The following is a 20,984-nucleotide window of genomic DNA, read 5'->3' as shown; positions in this document are numbered from 1 at the left end:
GGGAAGGGTAGTGCCGTGAGTGACCATCCACAGCAGGCGCCGGCCGTCGAGCATTTCCGCATCGGCGAGTGGATCGTATTTCCCAAGGAAAACGCACTGGTCAATGACAGCGGGCGGGTGACCATTGAACCGCGCGCGATGGAAACCCTGGAATTCCTCGCCTATCACGCAGGCACGGTAATCTCGCCCGAGCGGCTGCTGGTGGAATGCTGGGCCGACGCCAACCTGGGCGACAACCCCGTGCACAAGGCCGTGGCGCAGCTGCGCAAGGCATTGGGCGACAGCGCCGTGGCGCCGCGCTACATCGAAACCATCCGCAAGCGTGGCTACCGCCTGATCGCGCCGCTCACCCTGCCAGCCGGCTATCGCGGCCCGGTGGCGCCGGTGGTGCAGCCCGGTGCACAGGGCAGCCCGTTTCGTGGCCTGGACGCCTTCGACAGCGACGATGCCGGCGTGTTCTTCGGCCGCGGTGCCGCCGTGGCCACCCTGATGCAGGCGCTGGAAGCGCAGTGGCGCAGCCAGTGCGCCTTCGTGCTGCTGGTGGGGGCCAGTGGCAGCGGCAAGAGCTCACTGCTCAATGCGGGGCTGGTACCGCGCTTGGCGCCGCCCGGCGTCGGCGCGCTGGATATCGTGGCCATTGCGCGCATCCATGGCCGTGGCCCCGGGGCCAGGACGCTGTCGACCGCGTTGGCCGATGCACTGGTCACCACCATGACCCCCGCGCTGTTCGACGGCCACGACGTCGACCGCTGGCGCTCAGGGTTTGACACCCTTCCCGAACGCACCGTAGAGCGGCTGGGCCCGCGCGTGCATTCGGCGCAGGGCGCACGGGCCGGTGCACGTGCACCGGCGCTGGTGGTGGTCATCGACCAGCTTGACGATTTCTTCTTCGAACACGGCAACCCCGACGAAGCCGCGCGCGCCGCGCACCTGCTTGGCCTGCTGGCCCGCAGCGGCTATGTGGCCGTCGTGGCCGCCTGCCGCAGCAACACCTATCCCGGTCTGGCTGCCGTTCCTGGCCTGCTGGCGCTCAAGCAGCCCAGCGGCCATGTCGACCTGGCACCGCCCGGCCCGGCCGAGATCGCCGAGATCATCCGCCGCCCCGCGCAGATCGCCGCACTCACCTTCGAAGAGAGCGATGCAGGCCGGCTCGACGACGTGCTGCGCGACGCAGCGTTGACCCAGCGCCACTGCCTGCCGCTGCTGCAGTACACCCTGCAGTTGCTGTACGAACACCGCCAAGCCGGTGGCCGGCTCGGCTTTGACGCCTACCAGGCCATCGGCGGGCTGGATGGCGCGCTGCGCCAACATGCCGAACGGGTAATCGCCAACGTCTCCCCGGCCGCGCGCGACAGCCTGCCGCGCGTGCTGGTACAGCTGGTACGGCATTCGCCCGGCGGCGACCAGCTCAGCTGCGTGGCCGCGCCCATGGTGGTGTTCGGCAGCGGCGCCGAGCGCGAACTGGTGGATGCCCTGCTACGCAACCGGCTGTTGGTGGGCACCGCCGAAGACAATGCGCCAGCCGTGCAGATCGCCCACGAAACCCTGCTCAGCGCGTGGCCGCGCGCGGCCCAGTGCGTAGCCGAAAACCGCGATGACCTGCGCCTGCGCGAGCGCCTGAACCTGGTGGCACAGCGCTGGCAGCAGGAAGGCCAGCGCCGCGACCTGCAGCTGCCGGCCGGACGCCAGCTCGACGAAGCGCGCGACCTGCAACAGCGCCGACCCGAACTGCTGGATGCGCCTTCGCGCGCACTCATCGACGGCTCATCGCGGCGTGCGCGGCGCCAGCGCTGGCTGCGCCGTGGTGCCATTGCCACCGTGAGCGTGCTGGCGGTGGTAGCCGCCAGCGGCTTTGCCATCGCCCACCGCGCGCGCCTGCAGGCCGAACAGGACCGCCTGCGTACCGCCGGCATGGTCGAATACATGCTGGGCGATCTCACCGACCGGCTTGAACGCGTAGGCCGCCTGGACCTGCTCGACGATGTCAGCAGCCGCATCCAGCGCGACCTGGGCAGCGCCAACGCGCGCAGCGAAGACACCCGCCTGGAGCGCTCGCGCGTACTGCGCCAGCTGGCCAAGATCCGCGTCGCACGCGGCACCCTGGACGCCGCCGCACCGCTGGCGGCCGAATCGCTGCAGCTGGCCGAAGCGCTGGTCCACGAGCAGCCGGACGCGGCCGAGGCCCTGCTCAACGTGGGCGAATCGCGTTACTGGGCCGGCTACCTGGCCTACCAGCGCGGCGACAACGCCCAAGCGCTGCAGCAGTGGAGCGGTTACCGGCAGGCGGCCGAGCGCGCCACCACGCTGGCGCCACAGGACCCCAAGGCCTGGCTCGAAGCCTCCTACGCGCTCAACACGTTGGGTACGCTCAGCCGCGGCGCCGAACAGCACCAGCAGGCGCTGGCGTTGTTCCAGCAATCGGTGGCGTACAAGCGCCGCGCCCTGCAGTTGAACGAAGACGACCTGCGCCTGCGCGCCGACCTTGCCGACAGCATCTCCTGGGTGGCCAGTTCACTGGACCGCCTGGGCCAATGGCCACAGGCGCGCCACGCCTATGACGAGGCCATCGGCGTCATCAGCGACGTGCGCCAGCGCGCCACGCAGGATGCCGAATGGATGCACCGCGAATCGATCCTGCGCACCCAACGCGGGCAGATTCTGTCCAGCCTGGGTGAGCGCGGGCTAGCCCGCATCGATTACCAGGCGGCCGTACAACTGCTCGACCGTATCGGCGCCGCCCAGCCCGAGCGCAGCGACTGGGCGCGCGACCGCAGCGTGGCGCACCGCTCGGCCGGGGAACTGGCGCTGGACCTGCACAACCTGGCCGAAGCCACCGATCATTTCAGCCGCGCCGACGCGCTGCTCAACGCGCTGCTGGACAGCGGTGCCGACGTACGCGAACTGCCGCGCCTGCAGATCCGCGCCGCCTTTGGCAGGGCCCGCCTGGCCCATCTTGGCGGCACGCCCGCGCAGACCCGCCAGCATCTTGCCGTGGCGCAGGACCTGCTGGATGGCTTCCCGCCAAGCGAAACGCCCTCGCGGCGCGAGCGCCTGCTACGCGCGGAAAGCGCCGTGCTGCGTGCCGAACTCGATGCCGCCGGCCCGGCCAGCCACGCCGTTGCCCTGCAGCAGGCCGCGCAATGGTTGGGCACGCCCCCCCAGCGCAGCACCGACCGTGAAGCAGCCGACCTGTGGCGCCGACTGGACCCGTTGTTGCAACGCCTCGACCAGGGCCCGGCCCTGGCCACCCTTCGCTGATCCCGTGCCAGTCGGCACTTTTATTCATATGGAGATGTCATGAGTACCGAACTTACCCAGACCGTCAATCTCACCATCGTGCGCGTCAAGGGCGGCGGCAACACCGACGATGGCCGCTACTTCTACAGCTTCACCCCGGACCGCTTGATGTCCGAAGTTCCCGGCCAGCTGGTGTATCGCATCAGCGACGACAGCTCCGACGGCCTGCGCATCCGCACCGTGGTCACCAGCGCCTCCGAAGGCCAGATGAGCAAACCGCAGATCGGCAAGGACGGCCTGGTGGCGATCATGGAAAACTTCGTCACCAAGCACGAACTGATCAATGTCGCCGTCATCGTCACCGACCTGGAAACGCCGGGCTCCATGATCATCTGCGACCCGCAGGTCCTCAACATCCCCGACTGAGCGGCTCCCCTCTCGTAGCGCCACGCCATGCGTGGCTGAACAACGATGCGGCCGATATCCGGCCGCATCGCGCCGACATTCCCACGTGACAGCTTCACCGCCCACGCATGCACGTGCACCGGACCCGCCCTGCATGATCCCGTGCCAGCCGTGTTCCCCACCGCCCATTACTAATTACATAGTTGACACCCTGCGCCCGCCGAGAGCAGGATGCAAACCATCAACTAATGAACCAGTAGACAGCTCATGGCCCGCCCGCCCTCGCCCACACTTACCGATTCCGAGCGCCGCATCCTGGAAGTGCTGTGGAAGAAGAAGGAGGCCTCCGTGCGCGAGGTGGCCGACGAGCTGTCGAAGAAGAAGCCGGTGGCCTACACCACCGTGCTCACCATGTTCAAAGTGCTGGACAGGAAGGGCCTGGTACACCACCGCGCCGAAGGCCGCGCCTTCATCTACAGCGCCGCCATCAGCCGCAGCGACGCGCGCCGACAGGCGCTGGAGAACCTGCTCAAATCCTTCTTCAACGATTCACCGAGCGTGCTGGCCCAGCACCTGATCGAAGAACACGACATGGACATGGACGAACTGCAGGCGCTGCAGAAGCGCGTGGACGACACCGCCAAACCGGGGAAGCCGAAATGACCGTGCACTGGACCCAAGCCCTCGCCACCTTCGCCCTGCAGCACCTCTGGCACAGCGCCCTGCTGTTCACCCTGGTTACCCTGGTGGTCACCCGCAACCGCCTGGGCGCCGAAGCGCGCTCCTGGCTCCTCTGCGCCGCCTTCGCAATGGCGGCGATCTCGCCGCTGCTGGTGCTGTTGCCATCGGCAACGCCGGAGTATCTGGCGCCTGCGGCGACCGCTACGGCTGCCCCATCGGCACCTACGACGACCATTACCGCTGCCTCGTCCGACGCATCGGTAGCGCCGACCGTTGGTCGGCCCACGGAACCCAGACACCGCGCGGCCACCACCGCCGCCCCGTTACTCCTGAACGCAGCCGCCCTGCTCTGGCTTCTCGGCACCGTCTACGCCCTGTTGCAACTCATGCGTGGCATTGGCCAAGCGGCTCTGCTGCACCGCACCTCCCGCCGCGCGTCCCACCTCAACGCGCTGCTCGGCCGCGACCTCCCCTACACCACCACCGTTGCCCTCTCCGACACCGCCTCAGGCCCCATGGTCGTAGGCCTGTTCTCCCCCCGCATCCTCATTCCAACGCACCTCGCCAACACCCTGGCTCCCACCGCCCTGCGCGACCTGCTCCTCCACGAAGCCGCCCACATCCGCCGCAACGACCTGTGGGTAGCCGCCGCCCAGCGCGCGCTTCTCGCCGTCTACTGGTGGAACCCGTTCCTGCACCTGCTCGGCAAGCGCCTGGACCTGGCCCGCGAAATCGCCTGTGACACCCGCGCCGCCGCGCAGGGTGGCAGCGGCTGCAACTACGCCGACTCCCTGCTCACCGGCATCAACGGCCTGCTCGCCACCAAGCGTGGCAACGCACCTCTTGCCGTGGCCATGTCCGGCAGCCGCAGCGGCCTGTCCCAGCGCATCGACAACCTGCTGCGCCTGGACACCGCCCACACCGCCTGGACCACCCGCCTCCTGTGGAGCGCGCTCTGTGTGTTCGCCCTCGCCGCGCACATCAGCGTCACCGTAGCCGCCACGCCACGTCTGGGCACCGTCCCGGTGCGGATCATGGATGACGAGCCCGAACGCGACGTGTCACCGCAGGCCGCCCGTCTGATCGACGCCGCAGCGGAAGGTGATATCACCCAGGTGCAGCAGTTGATCAACGCAGGCGTATCCGTCGATACCAACATACGCGGCGATGGCACCGCACTGATCAGCGCCGCACGCAACGGCCGGCTCGACACCGTCAATGCCCTGCTCGCGCTTGGCGCCCAACCCGATCTGCAGGCCATCGGCGACGGCAACCCGCTCATCGCCGCCGCGCGCCGTGGTCATTTGCCGGTGGTGGAACGCCTCGTCGCTGCCGGTGCCGATGTGAACCGCATCGTGCCCTTCGATGAGACCCCGCTGATCAACGCCGCCCGCTCCGGCGACGTCAACACCGTGGCCTTCCTCATCGACCACGGCGCCGACGTCAACCTGGGCGTAGTGGCCGATGCCGGCCAGTGGCGCTCCCCGCTCAACCAGGCGCGCAATCCGCATGTGCGCGACTACCTCGTGCAGCGCGGCGCCATCACCACCCGCCGCTAAGCCACGCCTACCCGCGACACCCATCCGGCGGCCGGCCACGGCCACCCACGGCCCGCTGTTGTCCGCAATTCCCCGCTGTCCCAGCGGCGTGCACCCGCACGCCTCCGCTTCGCGCTGCCCAACCCCGAAGAGGCCCCGCATGGATTACGCCCCAACCTCCCACACCGCTGCAGTTCCCCTGCGCAACCGCGCACCCTCGCCGCTGCTGGGCCGCACCCTGTGCACCGCGATGGCATTGCTGCTCGTCGCACCGGCCTTCGCCGCCGATCGCAAGGACCCTGCGATCGAGGCCGCACTCAACACCGGCCTGCGCCCCACGGTGCTGCAACCCAACGCCGCACTACCGCACTGGTCGCTGCAGGCACGCATGGCCCAACACCACGTCCCCGGCGTGGCCATCGCCGTGCTGCGTGATGGTAAGCTGGTGCACAGCACCGGCTACGGCACCCGCGAAACCGGCACCACTCACGCAGTCAATGCAGACACGCTGTTCTCGGTAGGCTCGGTAAGCAAAGTCGTCACCGCCGCCGCCACGTTGCGGTTGGCCGCTGACAGCAAGCTCGCCCTCGACCAGGACATCGCCGCCTACCTGCGCAGCTGGAAGGTACCCGCCACCGAAGCGGTGCCCGCCCCGCAACTCACCCTGCGCATGTTGATGTCGCACACCAGCGGGCTGGGCGTGCATGGCTTCGCCGACTACCTGCCCGGCGAGCCGCTGCCCACCCTGCTGCAGACCCTCGACGGCATCGCCCCGGCGAAAAACAAACCCGTGCGGCTGGTTCACACGCCCGGCGAGCGCGGCGACTATTCCGGTGGTGGCGTGATGGTGGAGCAGCAGGTACTGGAAGATGTCATCGGCCAGCCGCTGGACACCATCGCCCGCGCGCAGGTGTTCGCACCGCTGGGCATGCAGCGCAGCCGCTACAGCGACCCGCAGCCGGGTACCGACAACATCGCCAAGGCCCACGATAGCGACGGCGCGCTCACCGCCTTGCCGCGCGGTTGGCAATCGTTCCCCGAACAGGGCGCCTCCGGCCTGTGGACCAGCGCCAACGACCTGACCGCGTTCGTGGCCGCGCTCACCGCAAGTTATCGCGGCGAGGGCAACTTCCTGCCGCGCGCGATCGCCATCGACATGATGACCGAGGTCTCGCCCAGCTGGCACGGCCTCGGCCCGCGCCTGGACGGTGCCGGGCAGACCCGCATCTTCCACCATGGCGGCTCCAACGACAGCTACCGCGCCTGGATCGAGGGCTACCTGGAAACCGGCGATGGCTTTGTCATCCTCACCAACGGCGAGAACGGCGCCGAGCTGGCCGCCGAGATCCGCAACGCGCTCAGCGATGCCATCGGGCGCGGCATGAACCTACCGGTGCGCACCGTGGCGCTCGACCTGCGCGATGCCCGCTACGCCGACTACGCAGGCGTGTTCGAGCGCGACGACGCCATCCCCATGGACCAGCGCCGCGCCCTGGCCGACTTCTTCGACATCCCCGCGTTGCAGGTCAAGGTGGCCAATGGCGAAATGCGAGTGGGCGTGGCCGGCACCCCGCGCGACGGCCAGGTGCTGCCGCTCAGCCCGAACCGGTTCGTGTCACCGGATATCGATGGGCTGCAGATCGAGTTTCATCGCGATGCACGTGGGCAGGTGAATGCACTGAGCGTGGTGCATGGCGAAGGCCGGGCGCGGTACGTGCGGAAATTGTAGTACTGCACCTGGTACACGCCAGATTCGGTCAGACTCCGTGCGAAATCTCGGCCCTACGCTCGCGTCGGCGTCGCCTCTGGAGGTGTACCGGCTTAGTCTCGATATGCGCCGACCGCGTTTCTGCATTGAGTGTGGCAAGTTTTTCCATGACACTGCTGACGCTGCTGATTTCGAGAGGCACTCCCAGGCAGAGCAAGGCCAGCACAAACACAATCACTCCACCAACCATCATCGCGGTTTCGCCTGAGCTAAACATCAAAATAGCGGCCGTACAGAGAACTACGTAGAGGACTGAAAGGGCCAGCATCTCAACCCGACGGAGCACGTTGTTGTTTCTGTACATCTTCTTCCATCGAATGGATCGGACGTCATCACCATCGAAGTACCTCCAGTTGACCGAAAGATCGCGAAGCATTCTGCGAGGCTCTCGTAGCTGAAGAACGCCGCGTATGACGGCTGCGGGAGGATGATTACCGAACGCATGCATCACGACAGTCTCCAGCCACAATGAATCCCCCACCTTCGTTGGATCCCATGCATCTAGAAATTCCTTTCGGGATTGTGCCCAGCCTCGAGTGAGCGCATACAGACCTTTCACCACAAGCGGAACGATCGCCACAAAGAAGGCGATCAGACTCACAACTCCACCCTTGCTCAGCGATTCAGTGTCAAACATGTGGACTCCTTGGCTCTTCCGGCCTATCGGCACGTCTGCCATTAACCTTAGGGATCTCATGCGGCCGACCCAAGCAGGATCCGCTCACGGCTCCAAGGGCACGCAGGAGCCAACAGCCTGTAGAGACGCCTTGTCAGGTGCACTCCTTGCCTACTCCCGGTTCATCCGCTTGTAAGCCGTCCCCCAATCCCGCATGGCCAACAACACCGGCACCAGTGTCTGCCCCAGCTCCGACAGCCGGTACTCCACCTTCGGCGGCACCTCCGGGTACACATGCCGCACGACTACGCCGTCGGCTTCCAGCTCCCGGAGCTGGCTGGTCAACATCGATTGGGTGGCGTTGGGGATCAGCCGGGTCAGCTCCATGAAGCGCCTGGTGCCGGATACCAGATAGAACAGGATCACCGGCTTCCACGTGCCGCCCATGACCGAAAGCGTAGCCTCTACGCTGCAACCGGGTTTGCCATATACGCGCCGTGCCATTACGGGATACTCCTGAAAACCGTAGTACCTATGAAAAAGCATAGTTCTTGTGACTACCACGGCACGACCATAGCATGCAGCTCATGTCCCCCAAGGTGATGCACGCCCATGAAATTCAACGCCCTGCTGGCCAGCAAAGAAGATGGCCTGGTATCCACGAAGCTGGTGAGCTTTGACGAAGCGGACCTGCACGAAGGCGATGTGCTGGTGCAGGTGGACTACTCCACGCTGAACTACAAAGACTCGCTGGCGATGACCAATCGCTCGCCGATCATCCGCAATTTCCCAATGATTCCCGGTATCGACCTGGCCGGTACCGTGGTTGACTCCAGCCATGCCGGTTTCCGCGCGGGCGAGCGCGTGGTGCTCAACGGCTACGGCCTGAGCCAGACCCACCACGGCGGCCTGGCCCAGCGCGCGCGCGTTCCGGGGCAGTGGCTGGTGAAGCTGCCCGGCGGCATCAGCAACAAAGACGCCATGGCCATCGGCACCGCCGGTTACACCGCCATGCTGTGCGTGCTGGCGCTGGAACACGGCGGAGTGAAGCCCGAGCACGGCGACATCCTGGTAACCGGCGCCAACGGCGGCGTGGGCTCCATCGCCGTGGCGATCCTGTCCAAGCTGGGCTACCGCGTTGTGGCCTCCACCGGCCGGCCGGAGCACGCGCAGTACCTGAAGGACCTGGGCGCCGCCGAGCTCATCGACCGCGCCACGCTGGCCGCCCCGCGCACGCGTGGGCTGGATGCCGAGCGCTGGGCGGGCGTAGTGGATGTGGCCGGCAGCCACACGCTGGCCAATGCGCTGGCGCAGACGAAGTACCGGGGTGTGGTGGCTGCTGCTGGATTGGCGCAGGGCGATGACCTGACCACTTCGGTGCTGCCTTTCATCCTGCGTAATGTGACCTTGGCGGGTATCGATTCGGTGCAGGCGCCCCACAACGTGCGCGAAGAAGCATGGTCGCGATTGGCGGCCGATCTCGACATGGGCAAGCTTGCGAGCACCGTGGAGGTGATTGGCCTGAAGGACGTGCTGGCAGTCTTCCCGGCGTTCCTGGAAGGCAAGGTGCGGGGGCGGTTGGTGGTTGATGTGAATGCTTGAGGGCTGGCCATAAGCAGCGGAAGTAGATCGGGTTGGCTAAAGGCCATGCAGCGAGGGCCGATATTCAACCTGCACTTCTTGCCTGCTTCTCATCCGCTATCGACTCGGCAAAGCAACAACCTGAACGGCATTCTCAATGACACCAGACAGTCGTCTTCCCCATGTCTATCTGATAGACGCACTTAAATTCCTGAAAGAGCACAGCTGGGTATCAGGAGCGGTTGCCACTCTTCTGTTGCTCGCCCACTTTGCAAGGATTGGCTATCTTCCTGCTCTATCCTTGGCAGATCTGGGTTTGGTTGGCACAGCGATTCTTTCCTTCACGGTCGTCACCGCAGTTCTATTTCTTACGGTGTACCTGCTCCCAGCAGCCTGTTACGAATCCTGGGGCGCTGCGCGCCTCATCCCCCGACAAGAACTCCCAGGGAAGAGTTCGCGGTACCGGCGCCTCTACGCGCCCAAAAGGGAGGCGTTGCAGCCGGACTCACTGGATGCTCCGGTGGTCTCAAAGCCCAGTAAGAACCGCACGTTCGCCCTCGTCTTGGCCATCTCCTACGCCGGATTCTTCTTGGCCGTGGCGACACTATCATTGACAATGCTCGCGCCAGAGGGGATCCGGGATGGCTTATTCATCTCATTCTTCGGCATTGGCCTTCTGCTATCAGCGGTACTCGCCGCGCTAAGCAGAGGCAAATTCACCCGGCGCATCCGCGAAAGCAAAGTCGGTTGGCGCTGGCGTCTCTTGCTGCTCACGTGGCTGCTTTACAGCGCTGCGATTCCTTTCGCGCTGATCATGCTCAGCGTGCTGCCCTCTGCGGATGTCTTCAAAGTGGAGCTTCGCGGAATAATTCCGCTCCTGGCGCTTCCGCTTGCGCACTTCTGTATCTATTCAACCTCTCGCCTTCCCAACCCGGTGAGGGCCAACGCGCTGCTGTTCGTTGCCATTTACATTGTGGTGTCCTTGGGAATTGCGTTCGCCGCAATGGATGCTGCGGCTTCACAGCTACGCGTCGGCATGCTCAGGAACCAGACAGTCATCCTCACCGCGCGCGGTTGCAGCTCCCTGAAGGTCGCTGACATCGTAAAAGAGTGCACAGAGGTTCCAGGAGATAGGATGCTCAGATCCGCAGGGCCCGTGGACATTCTCACTCGTGTGGGTAGCCACGTGGTGATCAGTCAGCCCGGCTGGGAATTCAAAGGCGAGGCCATTTCTGCGCCAATCAAGGCAGCCGAAGTCGATACTTGGTTCCCAGCCGCCCGCCCTTCCGCCAGCGCTGTGAAGACTCGACAATCACACGGCGGGCCGGATGGCCCTTGAGAGGGCGGAGCAGCACGACAGCACCGGAACGTGTTGCATTTGCGCAGTCAGGCCGCCCTGCACATGCAGGGCGGACCGACACGTTCAACGTTACAGCGCTATCCGCGCCACAGACTCCTCACTCCCCTTCTCGTCCTTGTCGCCATTCTTGATGGTCACGTACAGGACGTTCTTCTTCGCATCCAGCGCCAGGCTGTTCGGGTGGGTCGGCACGTCATAGGTGCCGACCTGCTTGTAGCTCTCGCTGTCATACGCCGTCACCGTGCCCGCTTCGCGATTGGTCACGTAGAGGCGCTTGCGCGGCGCATCCAGCAGCAGGCCCAGCGGGCCGGCGTCGGTGGCGATGCTGGCCCGTTCCCTGCCGGTGGCGGGGTCCAGCACCAGCACGCGCTGGCCCGGGTGCTTGGAGACGAAGCCCGGGATGCTGCTGCCCTGGTACTTGCGGATCATTTCCAGGCCCTGGTCAGTGACGAACAGGCGCTTGCCGCTCGGGTCCAGCGCCAGGTTCATCGGCTGCTCGGCACTGATGTTGAAGCGCTGCTCCACCTTGCCGCTGTCGGTGCCCACGGTGACCACCTCACCCAGCAGGTTGGAGGTGAGCACGCGCTTGTTGGCCGCATCCAGGGTCAGGCCCGGTGCCTTGGCGTTGCCCAGGCCCGGAATGGTGTTGATCAGCTTCAGCGACTGGGTATCCACCACGAACAGCACGCTGCCTTCGCCGGAGTGGCCGGTGACGTACAGGCGGTTGTTCGGGGAATCCACCACCAGCTCGCGCAGGTCGTGGGTGTAGCCGGCCTTGCCATCCTTGCCGACCTTCTTCTCCATCAGCTGCACGATGCCGACGGCCTTGTTGGAGGCGGTATCGACCACGGTCACCGAGGTATCCACGGTGTTGCCCACATACAGGCGGTTGTGGGCGTCATCGAGCACCAGGCCGAAGGCTTTGCGCTCCAGCGGGATGTTGGCTTCCACGGCCAAAGAATCCGGGTTCAGGCGCAGCACCTGGGCCGGGCCGGCGGCATCACCGAAACCACCGGAGGAGGCCACGAACAGCGCGTTCTGGGTGGGGCTGAAGGCCAGCTCGTACAGGCCCTGCGCAATGGCGGTGCGCTGAACGGACGTTGCGGCGGCGGTTGCGGTGGCCTTTTCGGCGGCGAAGACGAACGGGGTGCCAAAGGTCAGGCTGACAGCCAGCGCCAGGGCGGCCGAACGGAACAGGGAACGAGGGTGCATGCGAGCGTCCTTGTGAGAGGCAGAGGAAGGATCCTGGCTCGCGTGGCCGCTGGGAGGAGCGGCCAACCACACGGTCGAATGACGTGGGAAGGCTGGCTGGCGTGGCTATCTTAACAGGGGTGGCCACGGGACATTGCTCGCGCCTATGGATGTCCACGGAACGATAGTTTTCTAGCCCATCCGCGGTAACTGCCATCTTCCGTCCCAGGCTATGAGACGCCGCTGCGCGATCCTGCAATCCGCTTCGGAGGATCAACATGAACAAGATCGACCTTGATTGGCTGGAAGAATTCGACCAGGCCATGCTGGGCCTGTATGCCATCAACCACAGCGACGCCGGGATGGATGAGCAGCTGCTGGTGAGCTACTACGACCTGGAGCCGCGTGAGGCGGCGCTGGCGTTTGGCAATGACTACGATCTGGACCGGATGAATCCGCTGTGGCCGCCGATGGGGTTGGCGCTGAACAGCTGATACGCGCCTCACTGCACAGGACTCAAGCTGGCCGAGAAGCCACCAATTGGTCGAGGCTGATTGATCCTGCCACAAATCTTCGTGCCAGCTCCCTCGCCTCACTACCGGGGACGAGGCCTTCGAGCGCACAGGACCCCAGCGCAAACGCTACTGCTGCCATTCGCCTTGACCGAAGTGTCTCTTCAGAAGTCAGTTCTTCCATGCCAAAGTCGCGCACTCCGCCCTCGGGATGGTGGATAGAAGAGCCGCCGATTTGAGCTTGTTGCACATAACAGAGGCGTGGCGGGTGTGTTGAGCACAGTTTACTTGCCGCATGGCGCATGGCGCATGCCGAACAGCCGGCGTCGTTTCAGACCAAGATGAGCGCTTCAAATAGGTTAAAGAGTAGGGATCGCCAATTTCGCCCCATCACTCCATAGCAACCACTGGATCAACAGCGCGGCGCCTCCATCAACGTCCTACCAACGGGGGCCTCTGACGTCGATTCGCGCAAAAAGCGTCAGAGCTGATCCCTTACTTCGCCCTGCCCGTCAGGCGAAAGTGACCCGATTCCTGTTCCGTCACCTACACTTTGCCTATAGTTGACCCCAACCACTGCAATGGAATGGCCCATGCGCGTAACGTCATCCGGCCGGTGCCTGACAGTTGCACTCGCCGTCGCCCTGAGCGCCAGCGCCTGCGCACGGACGCCGCCCACCGAACACAAAGGGACTTCGAACATGTCGGAAGCAACAGAAACCGGTCGCACCCTCAACGGCCACACTTACACCAATGCACCGGTGGACGTGAAGCTGGGGCCGAACACCTTCCGCATTCCCGCCAACTACCTTGACAGCCAGATTGCACCGTGGCCTGGCGAGGGTGTGAGCCTGGTCATCGAGTGGCCGGACATGAAGCCCACCGCTCCGGGTGCTCGAGCGAATCCGCGAACCAACGACTTCCGCAAGGAGATCCGGGTACTTATCGACTACGTTGACCGGGCTCCGATCGAGACCTCGCTCGAGCGCCATGCCTCCAACGAGGCCATCACAGAGGCAGGCTCGGTGGAGCGCGGCGACCCGTCTGATCGCCTGGACCTTCGCGTTCCCCAGCCGGAGCGATTCGGGCTCATCCCCTACAGCATCGACGAAGCCCGGATGGCCGAGTACGCGCGAGTTTACGAAGCCAAGTATGGCCGCCCGCATCCGCGTAACCCTGAGTCCGAGGACGACTGGTACATCGCGCGTAGCCCGAATGGCGCGCTTGCCACGTTCATCAAGTGTGACAGCGCCAAGCACTCTGGTGACGGCCTCGTGGTGAAGGGCGGCGAGCTTGTTGATACTCCAGGAGACACGGTCGCCGGCTGCGTGCACTACATCGTGGACCTGGAGAACAGCCTTTCCATCAGCCTCAACTACAACCGCGTGTTCCTCAAGGACTGGAAAGCCATGGAACTGGCTGTTCGGGACGTCTTGAACCGCTCCAAGGTCAAGTAATTCCCGCGATTACAGGAGTTTGAAATGAGTGGATTGACTGACCGAGACCTGCGCGTGCTCCGGCACTATGCCGACACTGGCAACCGCGAGCTGTATTGGAACTACCTCTCCCAGCTGCCGGGGGCCGACGGCTACGGCACGTTGGCGCTTGGCGTGGTGCGTAATGACAGTCTCCCGGGCCAGGTCGCCAACAGCTACGCGCAGAGCCATGCCGCTCGACAGCGCGGTGAGGGCTCCCAATTCGCAAATGCCACGCTCTCAGAACGCCAGTGGGAGAAGTTCGGGCAGACCCTACTGCATCAAGACCTTGAGCGCCGTGCCCACTACCTGAGTGATGGCAACGCGAACCTGGCGCTGAACCTGCCCGGCAGTGACGTCATGCTCGCTCACGACAAGGCGTTCGTCCGCCACCGTCTGGACCCCAACTGCTGGACACCCCGCGTGCTCCTGCAGGCTGCCCTGAAAGAGAGCGGGCCGGAGAAGGTTGAGCAGATCTGGGCCAACATGCTGGACAACAACTACCTGGGCGCAACCCGCGTAGGGAGAACCGGCTATGACGCCATCGCCCAGATGGGCGTGGTGGAAGGCGGCCAGTACCTGGCCAGGCTGGGCGCCACCGAAGCCACCCAGCTGCTGGAAGGGCGCTCGGCCACCAACCCCAATGTCATTGGCGGCAACAGCTCCTACGCCATGTACTTCGAGGCGGAACGGAAGTGGGCGAACGTCAGTACCGGCGGCGGCCACGTTTCCATGCGGGAAGAGACCAACGCCAGCCGCATTGCCGAGTTGAACGATGCCCGCGAAGTGCGCCTGGAACGCCAGCAGAAGGCCACCCAGTTCCATGAGGATGACCCGTACCGCACCATCACCCGCAGCCCGTTCACTGCCTCAATAGACGGTGCGCCGGGGGACAGGCATCAAGCCCCCACCCGGCTGGCCGACATCGGCCCGGGCCATGCGGACTACGCCCTGGTGCAGCAGGTGCGCGAAGGCGTGGCCGCCATCGACGCCAGCCAGGGCCGCACCCCGGACGAAACCAGCGAACGGCTCACCGCCAGCGTGGTGGCACTGGCCCGCCAGAACGGGCTGGAGCGCGCCGACCACGTGCTGCTGAGCCACCAGACCGCCGACAGCCCCGCCGGGCGGAATGTGTTCGTGGTGCAGGGCGACCCTGCCGACCCGGCGCACCGCCGCGCCTCCATGCCCACGGACGTGGCCGTGCAGACGCCGGTGGAGCAATCGCTGCAGCGGCTGGATGAAGCAGGCCAGGAACGGCAGGCCTTGGCCATGCAGACCGAACAGCGCACGCAGCAGAACCAGCAGGAACTGGAAGCCCGCAGCATGCGAATGGGGTGAGGCAACCATCCCTCCGGAAGCCACGTGCACATGGCTTCGCGGGACTGCCCATCGGGGCCGGTGGCGTCCGGCCGGCCCGCCCGCTACACCCTCAAGCAACCTGTCAAGAACGCGATCGAGGCCTGCCCTACCCCTTCGGTGCTTCGCTCTCCAGCGGGAAGGAATCCCCCCAGACGTTGAGATCAATGTCCCAGGGGTTCTGGTCCATGGCCACGCAGTTATGGATCAACGCCCGAAGCCGGTGCGTCGGCGACTGGCTCATGCGCCACGAGGAGAGCTGAAAGGCGCGGCGAATGCCGGGGTCGACCTTCACCCGTATGTAGACCTGCTTTTTCATCGGATCACATCCTCGGGCGTGAACGACCCCGTGTCGGACTTGACCTCGCCGTGATAGATCGTGCGCTCCACAAACCTGGGCACCCGTGGGTCTTCCACCGCCGGCGGGCCCAGCAGCTTGATGGTGATGACGCCCGCGCAGGCTTCGATCTGCAGCTGGCGGCCCACGTTGAAACCCATCTGCCGCAGCCACCGGCCGCGGAGCTTCAAGTACGGAACCTTCAGCTCCTCCTGGAAGTGCGGGGGCGGTGAGCAAGGCGCGGGGGTTGCGCTGCGGGCCGGCTGCGGCCGGGGAGCGGGCCGCCGCGTGGGCATTTCATCGATGGACGTGTCGTCCCAGTGCGTTTGCATGTTGGACCTCCTGTAAGGATCGCCCCTCGCCGGGATGGCGAGGGGGTCGGGAGGTTAGAAACCGTCTAGCAGCATTCGGCGGGCGTATTTCCACAGGGGGTGTTGTATTAGCCACCCTCCCGACAAAGAGACGTCCAACATTGTGCTGCTAGAGGAGTTTCTACGCTCCGAGGTCGACCATGCGGCACATCGCCGGCGATGGGAAATCGATTATTGCTGTTGATCTGAGAAGATTGGTTGACGGCATCTACTGACTGTCGGAATCAACCTCGCTTGGTCGCAGGATCTGGGATGTGCGTCCCTCAAACTGCCCACCCAACTCGAAGGGGCATAGATGAAAAGAATCGATCCGCGGTGGCTGAAGGACTTCGATTCCGCCATGGTTACCTTCTTTGCAATCGACCATGCAGATGCGGGGATGTGCGCCGATGAGATTAGTAGGTACGCAGATTTATCGCCGAGGGAAGCGGCGCTCACCTACGGCGTGGACTACGACCTCTGTAGAGTGGATACGTTCTGGTCATAGCTTGCTCTGACAACAGCGGGCGCGCACCAGGTAGGGGAAACCTGGCCACTTTGCAGGCGTGGCTCTCGATCGTCCGCAGACCTACTCTAGCCATGCTCTCAATGCTGCCGCCAGCAAGTTGGCGCTCTGCTCTGGATGTGCGTCGCTCGATGCGTCCCAGGCAAACTTTCTGACAGCAACATCGCCGACCCTCGCTTGTACAGACATCCGGGCGTCAGGTCGCCCTCCGAACCCCACGATAAACCCACGCTTCGCACCGAATCCTGTCGCAAATGTCACGATCTGGTTGAGACTTGCGCGGTCCCATTCCCCTCCAAAGTGCTTGTACTTGATGTCACCAACAGTGTGTCCTCTCTCGATGACAAGATCTGGGTTCAGGCTGATACCACCTTCAACCAGCCTGAGGCCGCGTTTCCTTACATCCCGTGGGGCGAGGGCCCCGGCGATGACGTTGCGTAGGCCACTTTCAATTATCCCTGGTGTTGGAATAAGGAACCCTCTGCCAGCCAGATCGCCCGCCGTGATGGACGCACCCTTGCCCGCCAGGACGAGTTTCGCAAGCGGAAGTACCCTCGAGTACCGGGAATGAAGGCGAGTCGGCTGAAAGCGGCTGTCAGAACGTCGCAGCGGGCCCACCTGCGCCATAGCTGTGACTAGACGTCGGGCTCGCTGCCTGACGAGCGAGCCCATTCTTGCGTCTGATGCAGCCTCACCACATGCAGCTTTGATCAAGCGATTGATTGCCGCATCCTCATCAAGATCGGAATACTCGCAGATCACGGCTGCGCGCCCACTAAGATTCGCTAGCGCCGTAGGAATGGGCTGAATGCTTCCGCGTACCTCTGCCAATTCTTCGGTGTAATCGCTGTAGTCTCGATGCAGGCCGAGTCGAAGGACACGCTCAGCCTCATCGACCAGCCACGCGATGACCAGCTCCTGAAGTTCGTGCGAGCGACCAATGTCAATCGATGCGCTGTCGACCCTTGGCGCGACATCAGACCTTCTCATCAAGTAGTAGAAATGAGACAACGGAATCTTCGGCTTGATCTGCAGCTTTAGATCGCCGATGCGCAGTGACCCCGCAACATTGCGAAAGACTACCGATTGTCCGCCATCCATCCGGCGCCTGATTCCGATGACTGATGTAGCCTCATCCTCAACCCCAAACTGCTTTGTCTTGCGTTCCGAGCCCCACCAATCGGCGCGGCCTGCCATTCTTCTACCGACGTCTTCCAGCGCACTGATCTGTCTATCAGACAAGCGAACCACAGCTTCGCGGTTCTCTTCAAAGATCAGCTCATTCAACATAGTTGGGCCAAAGCTGTTCCACGCTTAATGGATCCATCCCATCTGGCTGGTCGTAGTAATACTCCTCGATGAGAGGCAACAGCTTTCGCTTCCACACCTCCTGAAGAACGACGGGCGACATATCGGGCCGCATGAAGAAGGAATGCCCTATCGTATGATGCCTATCCAAGTGATTGCCAAGGTGGTCATTCAGACGGGAAAGCCCGTGGAGCAGGTCCTGGGCACGCTCGATGTTGTTCGCTTCTAGGTACCGCTTCAGGACGTCGGTGTCTGGACCCAGTTCGAAGATATCGAAACGGCGGCGCATCGCAGCGTCAATCGAGCGCACGCTTCGGTCCGCAGTGTTCATTGTTGCGATGAAGATAAGATTGGAGGGAAGCTTGAAGTCCTTTGAAAGCTGCAGGCTGATTCCTTGATCTCGGTACTCCATCAGATAGAGCAGCTCGCCCATTACCCTGGGAAGGTTCGCCCGGTTGGCTTCATCCATGATGATCACGTATGGGTAGTTCGGATCATTCAGATGACCTGATACACGCATCTCGTGGACAACTTGCAGCACTACGCCCGGTGTCACCTCAAACGAAACGCCCGAGCGACCAGGTACCGGTCTAAGCCCCTCGATGAAGGCCTCATAGGTGTAGCTCGGGTGGAACTGAACAACACGGACGGCAGACTTTCGCTCTCTCGTCAGATAGGTGGCGAGGCGCTGTGCTACCCATGTCTTGCTGGTTCCTGGCGGCCCCGCGAGTATCAGCTGCGGCTGACTACCCCGGAGGCTATCAATCATCCCGTTGAGCACGTTCTCAGGCAGGAGGGTTTCGGCTGCTAGCCAAGACAGATCTAGGTCCAGCTCTGGCTCCGGGACACTGTCCTGTCCACCAGCAACCTGGCCGCTGTCATCGACCTCCCAAGGCGTGAGCACGCGCTCGAAGACATATCCAAACGCGTTCTGGTTTATCACGTTCGTTGGAGTGGAGAGACCTTCAACGAGGCTGAGGGTGTCTACAGCGAATGGTTCGATCAGCTCGATCTCCTCGAGCTTAAACCACGTCTTGTAGCCACCGTTGGTACTTTCGTTGAAACGGCTCGCGCCTTCCCCGCTTCCCTGGAGATCGGGCCAGGGATTGGCCATACCGTCGGGATTCGGCGCACAAAGAACCGCGGCGACCCGCGCTCGAGCAACGACTTGTCGCTTCCCTCCATTTACGTATAGGGTGAAGCCCTTTGAGAGCTCGTCTCGAACCCCCTCCCTAAGCCTGAACGTCCAACCACTCGCCCATGCACCGTCTGACTCGATAGCAAGCCTCACCTTATCTACGTCGCGGAGTATGGAGTTCCAAGTCCCTAGAAGAGCGATTCTTTTTGAAGGCTCTGCGTCCAGGCTCTCCCGCGATGAGACCAGTACATCGTACGCTTGAAGCACCTTAGCAAGGTCGGAGATCAGATCAGAATCCGGTGGAATGGAGTCCAACGGATAATATTTGGACGCAATGGTGGACGCCTCGTACATCCTCGCCTTCGGGTGCATAGAACGAAGGTTGATGCCCACAGAGAAGTCGAACCCTGCCTCAGACAGAGACGATATCTGGCTCCTTGCCTCATCCGCACGCCTTTTCAGTCTCCTAACTGCTTCCTTGCGGTGAAGCGTGTCGAACTCGGTAACGCCCTGCGCAAGCGTAAGGTAGACACCGTCGCCGGCCTCGCTGAACAGGTACACGACGTACACGCCTTTCTGGGTGCTCGTGGTTTCCCGGCGGTCGAGTACTGAGACCCAAGGTATGGTCGCCCAGTTCCCTTTTCCATAGCTGGCAACGACCTTAAGGTGCGCGTGGGCGACCACTGGCCCGCTTCCCTCTACCGACTCTTTAAGACTTCGAAACAGCTCAGAGATGTGGTTCTCTCCGCCAAAGGGTAGCTCATTCCGAGCCTGCTGATACTCCCGCAAGATCGAGCTAAGCGCTGGCCCGATTGAGTCTGCGCTTCGGCTGGGGGATTCTTCTGCCATCTGACGTTCCTGGTCCATGTCGGATTCGACGCCCAAATGGCAACCGATTGCGACAAAGATATCCGAGCAGCCTAGGGCGAATCAATCTGATTCACCAGCCACTACGCATCTGGACCTGAAAGATAGGCAGGCGGGGGCGTTCCCTGAAGTGCGCTACGCAGGGCAAGTAGAGGGAAGTACTCGGCGATGAATAGCCTGACAGTTGCGATGGTGCGAACGACCCCGACCAAGAAGAGAATCAAGAAGATCGCAACATCAAGAGCTGCACCTCCGCAAAATAGTACAGCGAACGCGACGATGAAAGACAGCTGGGACGCGGCCACAGATCTCATGAAGCGCCTGAGTATTGGCTTCATGGTGGTCTCTAGCAGTTGCAACCGAGTTGCCCGAGCTTCTATCGAACCCGATTCGACCGCAATCCTCCTGTAAGTCTCGGCCACTTTCTCGCGGTACTGTGACCCCCTGTTCGCAAGATGGAAGAAGGCGGTCGAGATTCCCCGTTCGGCGATAGCTCCCCACGCCACGAGCGCGGAGGCAATTACAGCAAGGCCAATTCTTGGATCAACCGCCTTCCAATGAGAAAGGCTAAAGAGGTCAAGTAGGCGAAGTTGGAGAATCGCATCTACTACGCCGTTTGAACCAGACACGGGAGGACAGGTGAGAACGACGATCGAGACCAGGAAGCCAATCACATACCGCAGCGGAACTCCGTCAGAAACCGCCTCAAGGTACTTACTGATCATTGCGTCAAGCATG

General features: G+C 63.3%; 19 protein-coding genes. 10 read left to right on the top strand and 9 right to left on the bottom strand.

Translation table 11 applies throughout. The features are described 5' to 3' along the window. Positions 1 to 15 precede the first annotated feature (15 nt). The 5 genes from WIX41_RS11350 (at position 16) to WIX41_RS11330 (ending at position 7,590) form a co-directional block, all read left to right on the top strand. Complete coding sequence (locus WIX41_RS11350; protein ID WP_339447591.1) at positions 16 to 3,258, top strand: winged helix-turn-helix domain-containing protein; 3,243 nt, start codon at positions 16 to 18, stop codon at positions 3,256 to 3,258. Positions 3,259 to 3,297: 39 nt separating this feature from the next. Further along, entirely contained in the window at positions 3,298 to 3,663 is a 366-nt protein-coding gene (locus tag WIX41_RS11345) for a hypothetical protein (RefSeq protein WP_339447589.1), read from the top strand. 246 nt (positions 3,664 to 3,909) lie between these two features. Further along, positions 3,910 to 4,305 (top strand): BlaI/MecI/CopY family transcriptional regulator, encoded by a 396-nt coding sequence (locus WIX41_RS11340; RefSeq protein WP_339447587.1) that lies wholly within the window; start codon positions 3,910 to 3,912, stop codon positions 4,303 to 4,305. After that, positions 4,302 to 5,882 (top strand): M56 family metallopeptidase, encoded by a 1,581-nt coding sequence (locus WIX41_RS11335; RefSeq protein ID WP_339447585.1) that lies wholly within the window; start codon positions 4,302 to 4,304, stop codon positions 5,880 to 5,882. The genes WIX41_RS11340 and WIX41_RS11335 overlap by 4 nt, the downstream gene beginning before the upstream one ends. Before the next feature lie 139 nt (positions 5,883 to 6,021). Beyond that, positions 6,022 to 7,590 (top strand): serine hydrolase domain-containing protein, encoded by a 1,569-nt coding sequence (locus WIX41_RS11330; RefSeq protein WP_339447583.1) that lies wholly within the window; start codon positions 6,022 to 6,024, stop codon positions 7,588 to 7,590. Between the two features lie 28 nt (positions 7,591 to 7,618). On the opposite strand, the gene WIX41_RS11325 is transcribed toward WIX41_RS11330, so the two are convergent. Beyond that, positions 7,619 to 8,266 carry a hypothetical protein gene (locus WIX41_RS11325; RefSeq protein WP_339447581.1) on the bottom strand — a complete coding sequence of 216 codons (648 nt, stop codon included), beginning with the start codon at positions 8,264 to 8,266 and terminating at the stop codon, positions 7,619 to 7,621. A gap of 150 nt (positions 8,267 to 8,416) precedes the next feature. Further along, entirely contained in the window at positions 8,417 to 8,749 is a 333-nt protein-coding gene (locus tag WIX41_RS11320; protein WP_339447579.1) for a winged helix-turn-helix transcriptional regulator, read from the bottom strand. A 108-nt stretch (positions 8,750 to 8,857) separates the two neighbouring features. Here WIX41_RS11320 and WIX41_RS11315 point away from each other — a divergent pair, with 108 nt between their 5' ends. Together WIX41_RS11315 and WIX41_RS11310 are read left to right on the top strand one after the other, a co-directional pair. Then, on the top strand, positions 8,858 to 9,847 hold the full coding sequence (locus WIX41_RS11315) for an MDR family oxidoreductase (protein WP_339447577.1): 990 nt from the start codon (positions 8,858 to 8,860) through the stop codon (positions 9,845 to 9,847). 136 nt (positions 9,848 to 9,983) lie between these two features. After that, positions 9,984 to 11,165, top strand: coding sequence for a hypothetical protein (locus tag WIX41_RS11310; RefSeq protein ID WP_339447575.1), 1,182 nt, complete (start codon positions 9,984 to 9,986; stop codon positions 11,163 to 11,165). Between the two features lie 90 nt (positions 11,166 to 11,255). Here the strand turns inward: WIX41_RS11310 and WIX41_RS11305 are convergent, their stop codons facing one another. Further along, positions 11,256 to 12,398, bottom strand: a complete 1,143-nt coding sequence (locus WIX41_RS11305; RefSeq protein WP_339447573.1) for a YncE family protein — start codon at positions 12,396 to 12,398, stop codon at positions 11,256 to 11,258. A 257-nt stretch (positions 12,399 to 12,655) separates the two neighbouring features. Here WIX41_RS11305 and WIX41_RS11300 point away from each other — a divergent pair, with 257 nt between their 5' ends. Beyond that, the gene (locus WIX41_RS11300; protein ID WP_083214053.1) at positions 12,656 to 12,871 is read left to right on the top strand and encodes a hypothetical protein; all 216 of its coding nucleotides are present in this window, start codon (positions 12,656 to 12,658) and stop codon (positions 12,869 to 12,871) included. A gap of 22 nt (positions 12,872 to 12,893) precedes the next feature. Here the strand turns inward: WIX41_RS11300 and WIX41_RS11295 are convergent, their stop codons facing one another. Then, the gene (locus tag WIX41_RS11295; protein ID WP_409187490.1) at positions 12,894 to 13,031 is read right to left on the bottom strand and encodes an antitoxin VbhA family protein; all 138 of its coding nucleotides are present in this window, start codon (positions 13,029 to 13,031) and stop codon (positions 12,894 to 12,896) included. Between the two features lie 451 nt (positions 13,032 to 13,482). Between WIX41_RS11295 and WIX41_RS11290 the strand changes: the two genes are divergently transcribed. After that, on the top strand, positions 13,483 to 14,346 hold the full coding sequence (locus tag WIX41_RS11290) for a Smlt3025 familytype IV secretion system inhibitor (RefSeq protein ID WP_409187375.1): 864 nt from the start codon (positions 13,483 to 13,485) through the stop codon (positions 14,344 to 14,346). Between the two features lie 24 nt (positions 14,347 to 14,370). Then, positions 14,371 to 15,702, top strand: a complete 1,332-nt coding sequence (locus WIX41_RS11285; RefSeq protein WP_339447567.1) for a Smlt3024 family type IV secretion system effector — start codon at positions 14,371 to 14,373, stop codon at positions 15,700 to 15,702. 127 nt (positions 15,703 to 15,829) lie between these two features. Here WIX41_RS11285 and WIX41_RS11280 read toward each other — a convergent pair whose 3' ends face one another. The 5 genes from WIX41_RS11280 to WIX41_RS11260 all read right to left on the bottom strand — a co-directional run bounded on the left by WIX41_RS11280 (position 15,830) and on the right by WIX41_RS11260 (position 20,983). After that, positions 15,830 to 16,039 (bottom strand): hypothetical protein, encoded by a 210-nt coding sequence (locus WIX41_RS11280; RefSeq protein ID WP_339447566.1) that lies wholly within the window; start codon positions 16,037 to 16,039, stop codon positions 15,830 to 15,832. Next, positions 16,036 to 16,389: a SymE family type I addiction module toxin gene (locus tag WIX41_RS11275; RefSeq protein WP_339447565.1), complete on the bottom strand. Its 354-nt coding sequence runs from the start codon at positions 16,387 to 16,389 to the stop codon at positions 16,036 to 16,038. Before WIX41_RS11275 ends, WIX41_RS11280 begins: the two co-directional genes overlap by 4 nt. Positions 16,390 to 16,996: 607 nt before the next feature. Further along, entirely contained in the window at positions 16,997 to 18,223 is a 1,227-nt protein-coding gene (locus tag WIX41_RS11270) for an McrC family protein (protein ID WP_339447564.1), read from the bottom strand. Further along, entirely contained in the window at positions 18,213 to 20,228 is a 2,016-nt protein-coding gene (locus tag WIX41_RS11265; protein WP_339447563.1) for an MrcB family domain-containing protein, read from the bottom strand. Before WIX41_RS11265 ends, WIX41_RS11270 begins: the two co-directional genes overlap by 11 nt. Before the next feature lie 101 nt (positions 20,229 to 20,329). Then, positions 20,330 to 20,983, bottom strand: coding sequence for a hypothetical protein (locus WIX41_RS11260; RefSeq protein WP_339447561.1), 654 nt, complete (start codon positions 20,981 to 20,983; stop codon positions 20,330 to 20,332). Position 20,984 lies beyond the last annotated feature (1 nt).

This window comes from Stenotrophomonas sp. AB1(2024), from assembly GCF_037482345.1.
Classification (GTDB): Bacteria; Pseudomonadota; Gammaproteobacteria; order Xanthomonadales; family Xanthomonadaceae; genus Stenotrophomonas.
This window is presented reverse-complemented; position numbering and strand designations above follow the sequence as displayed.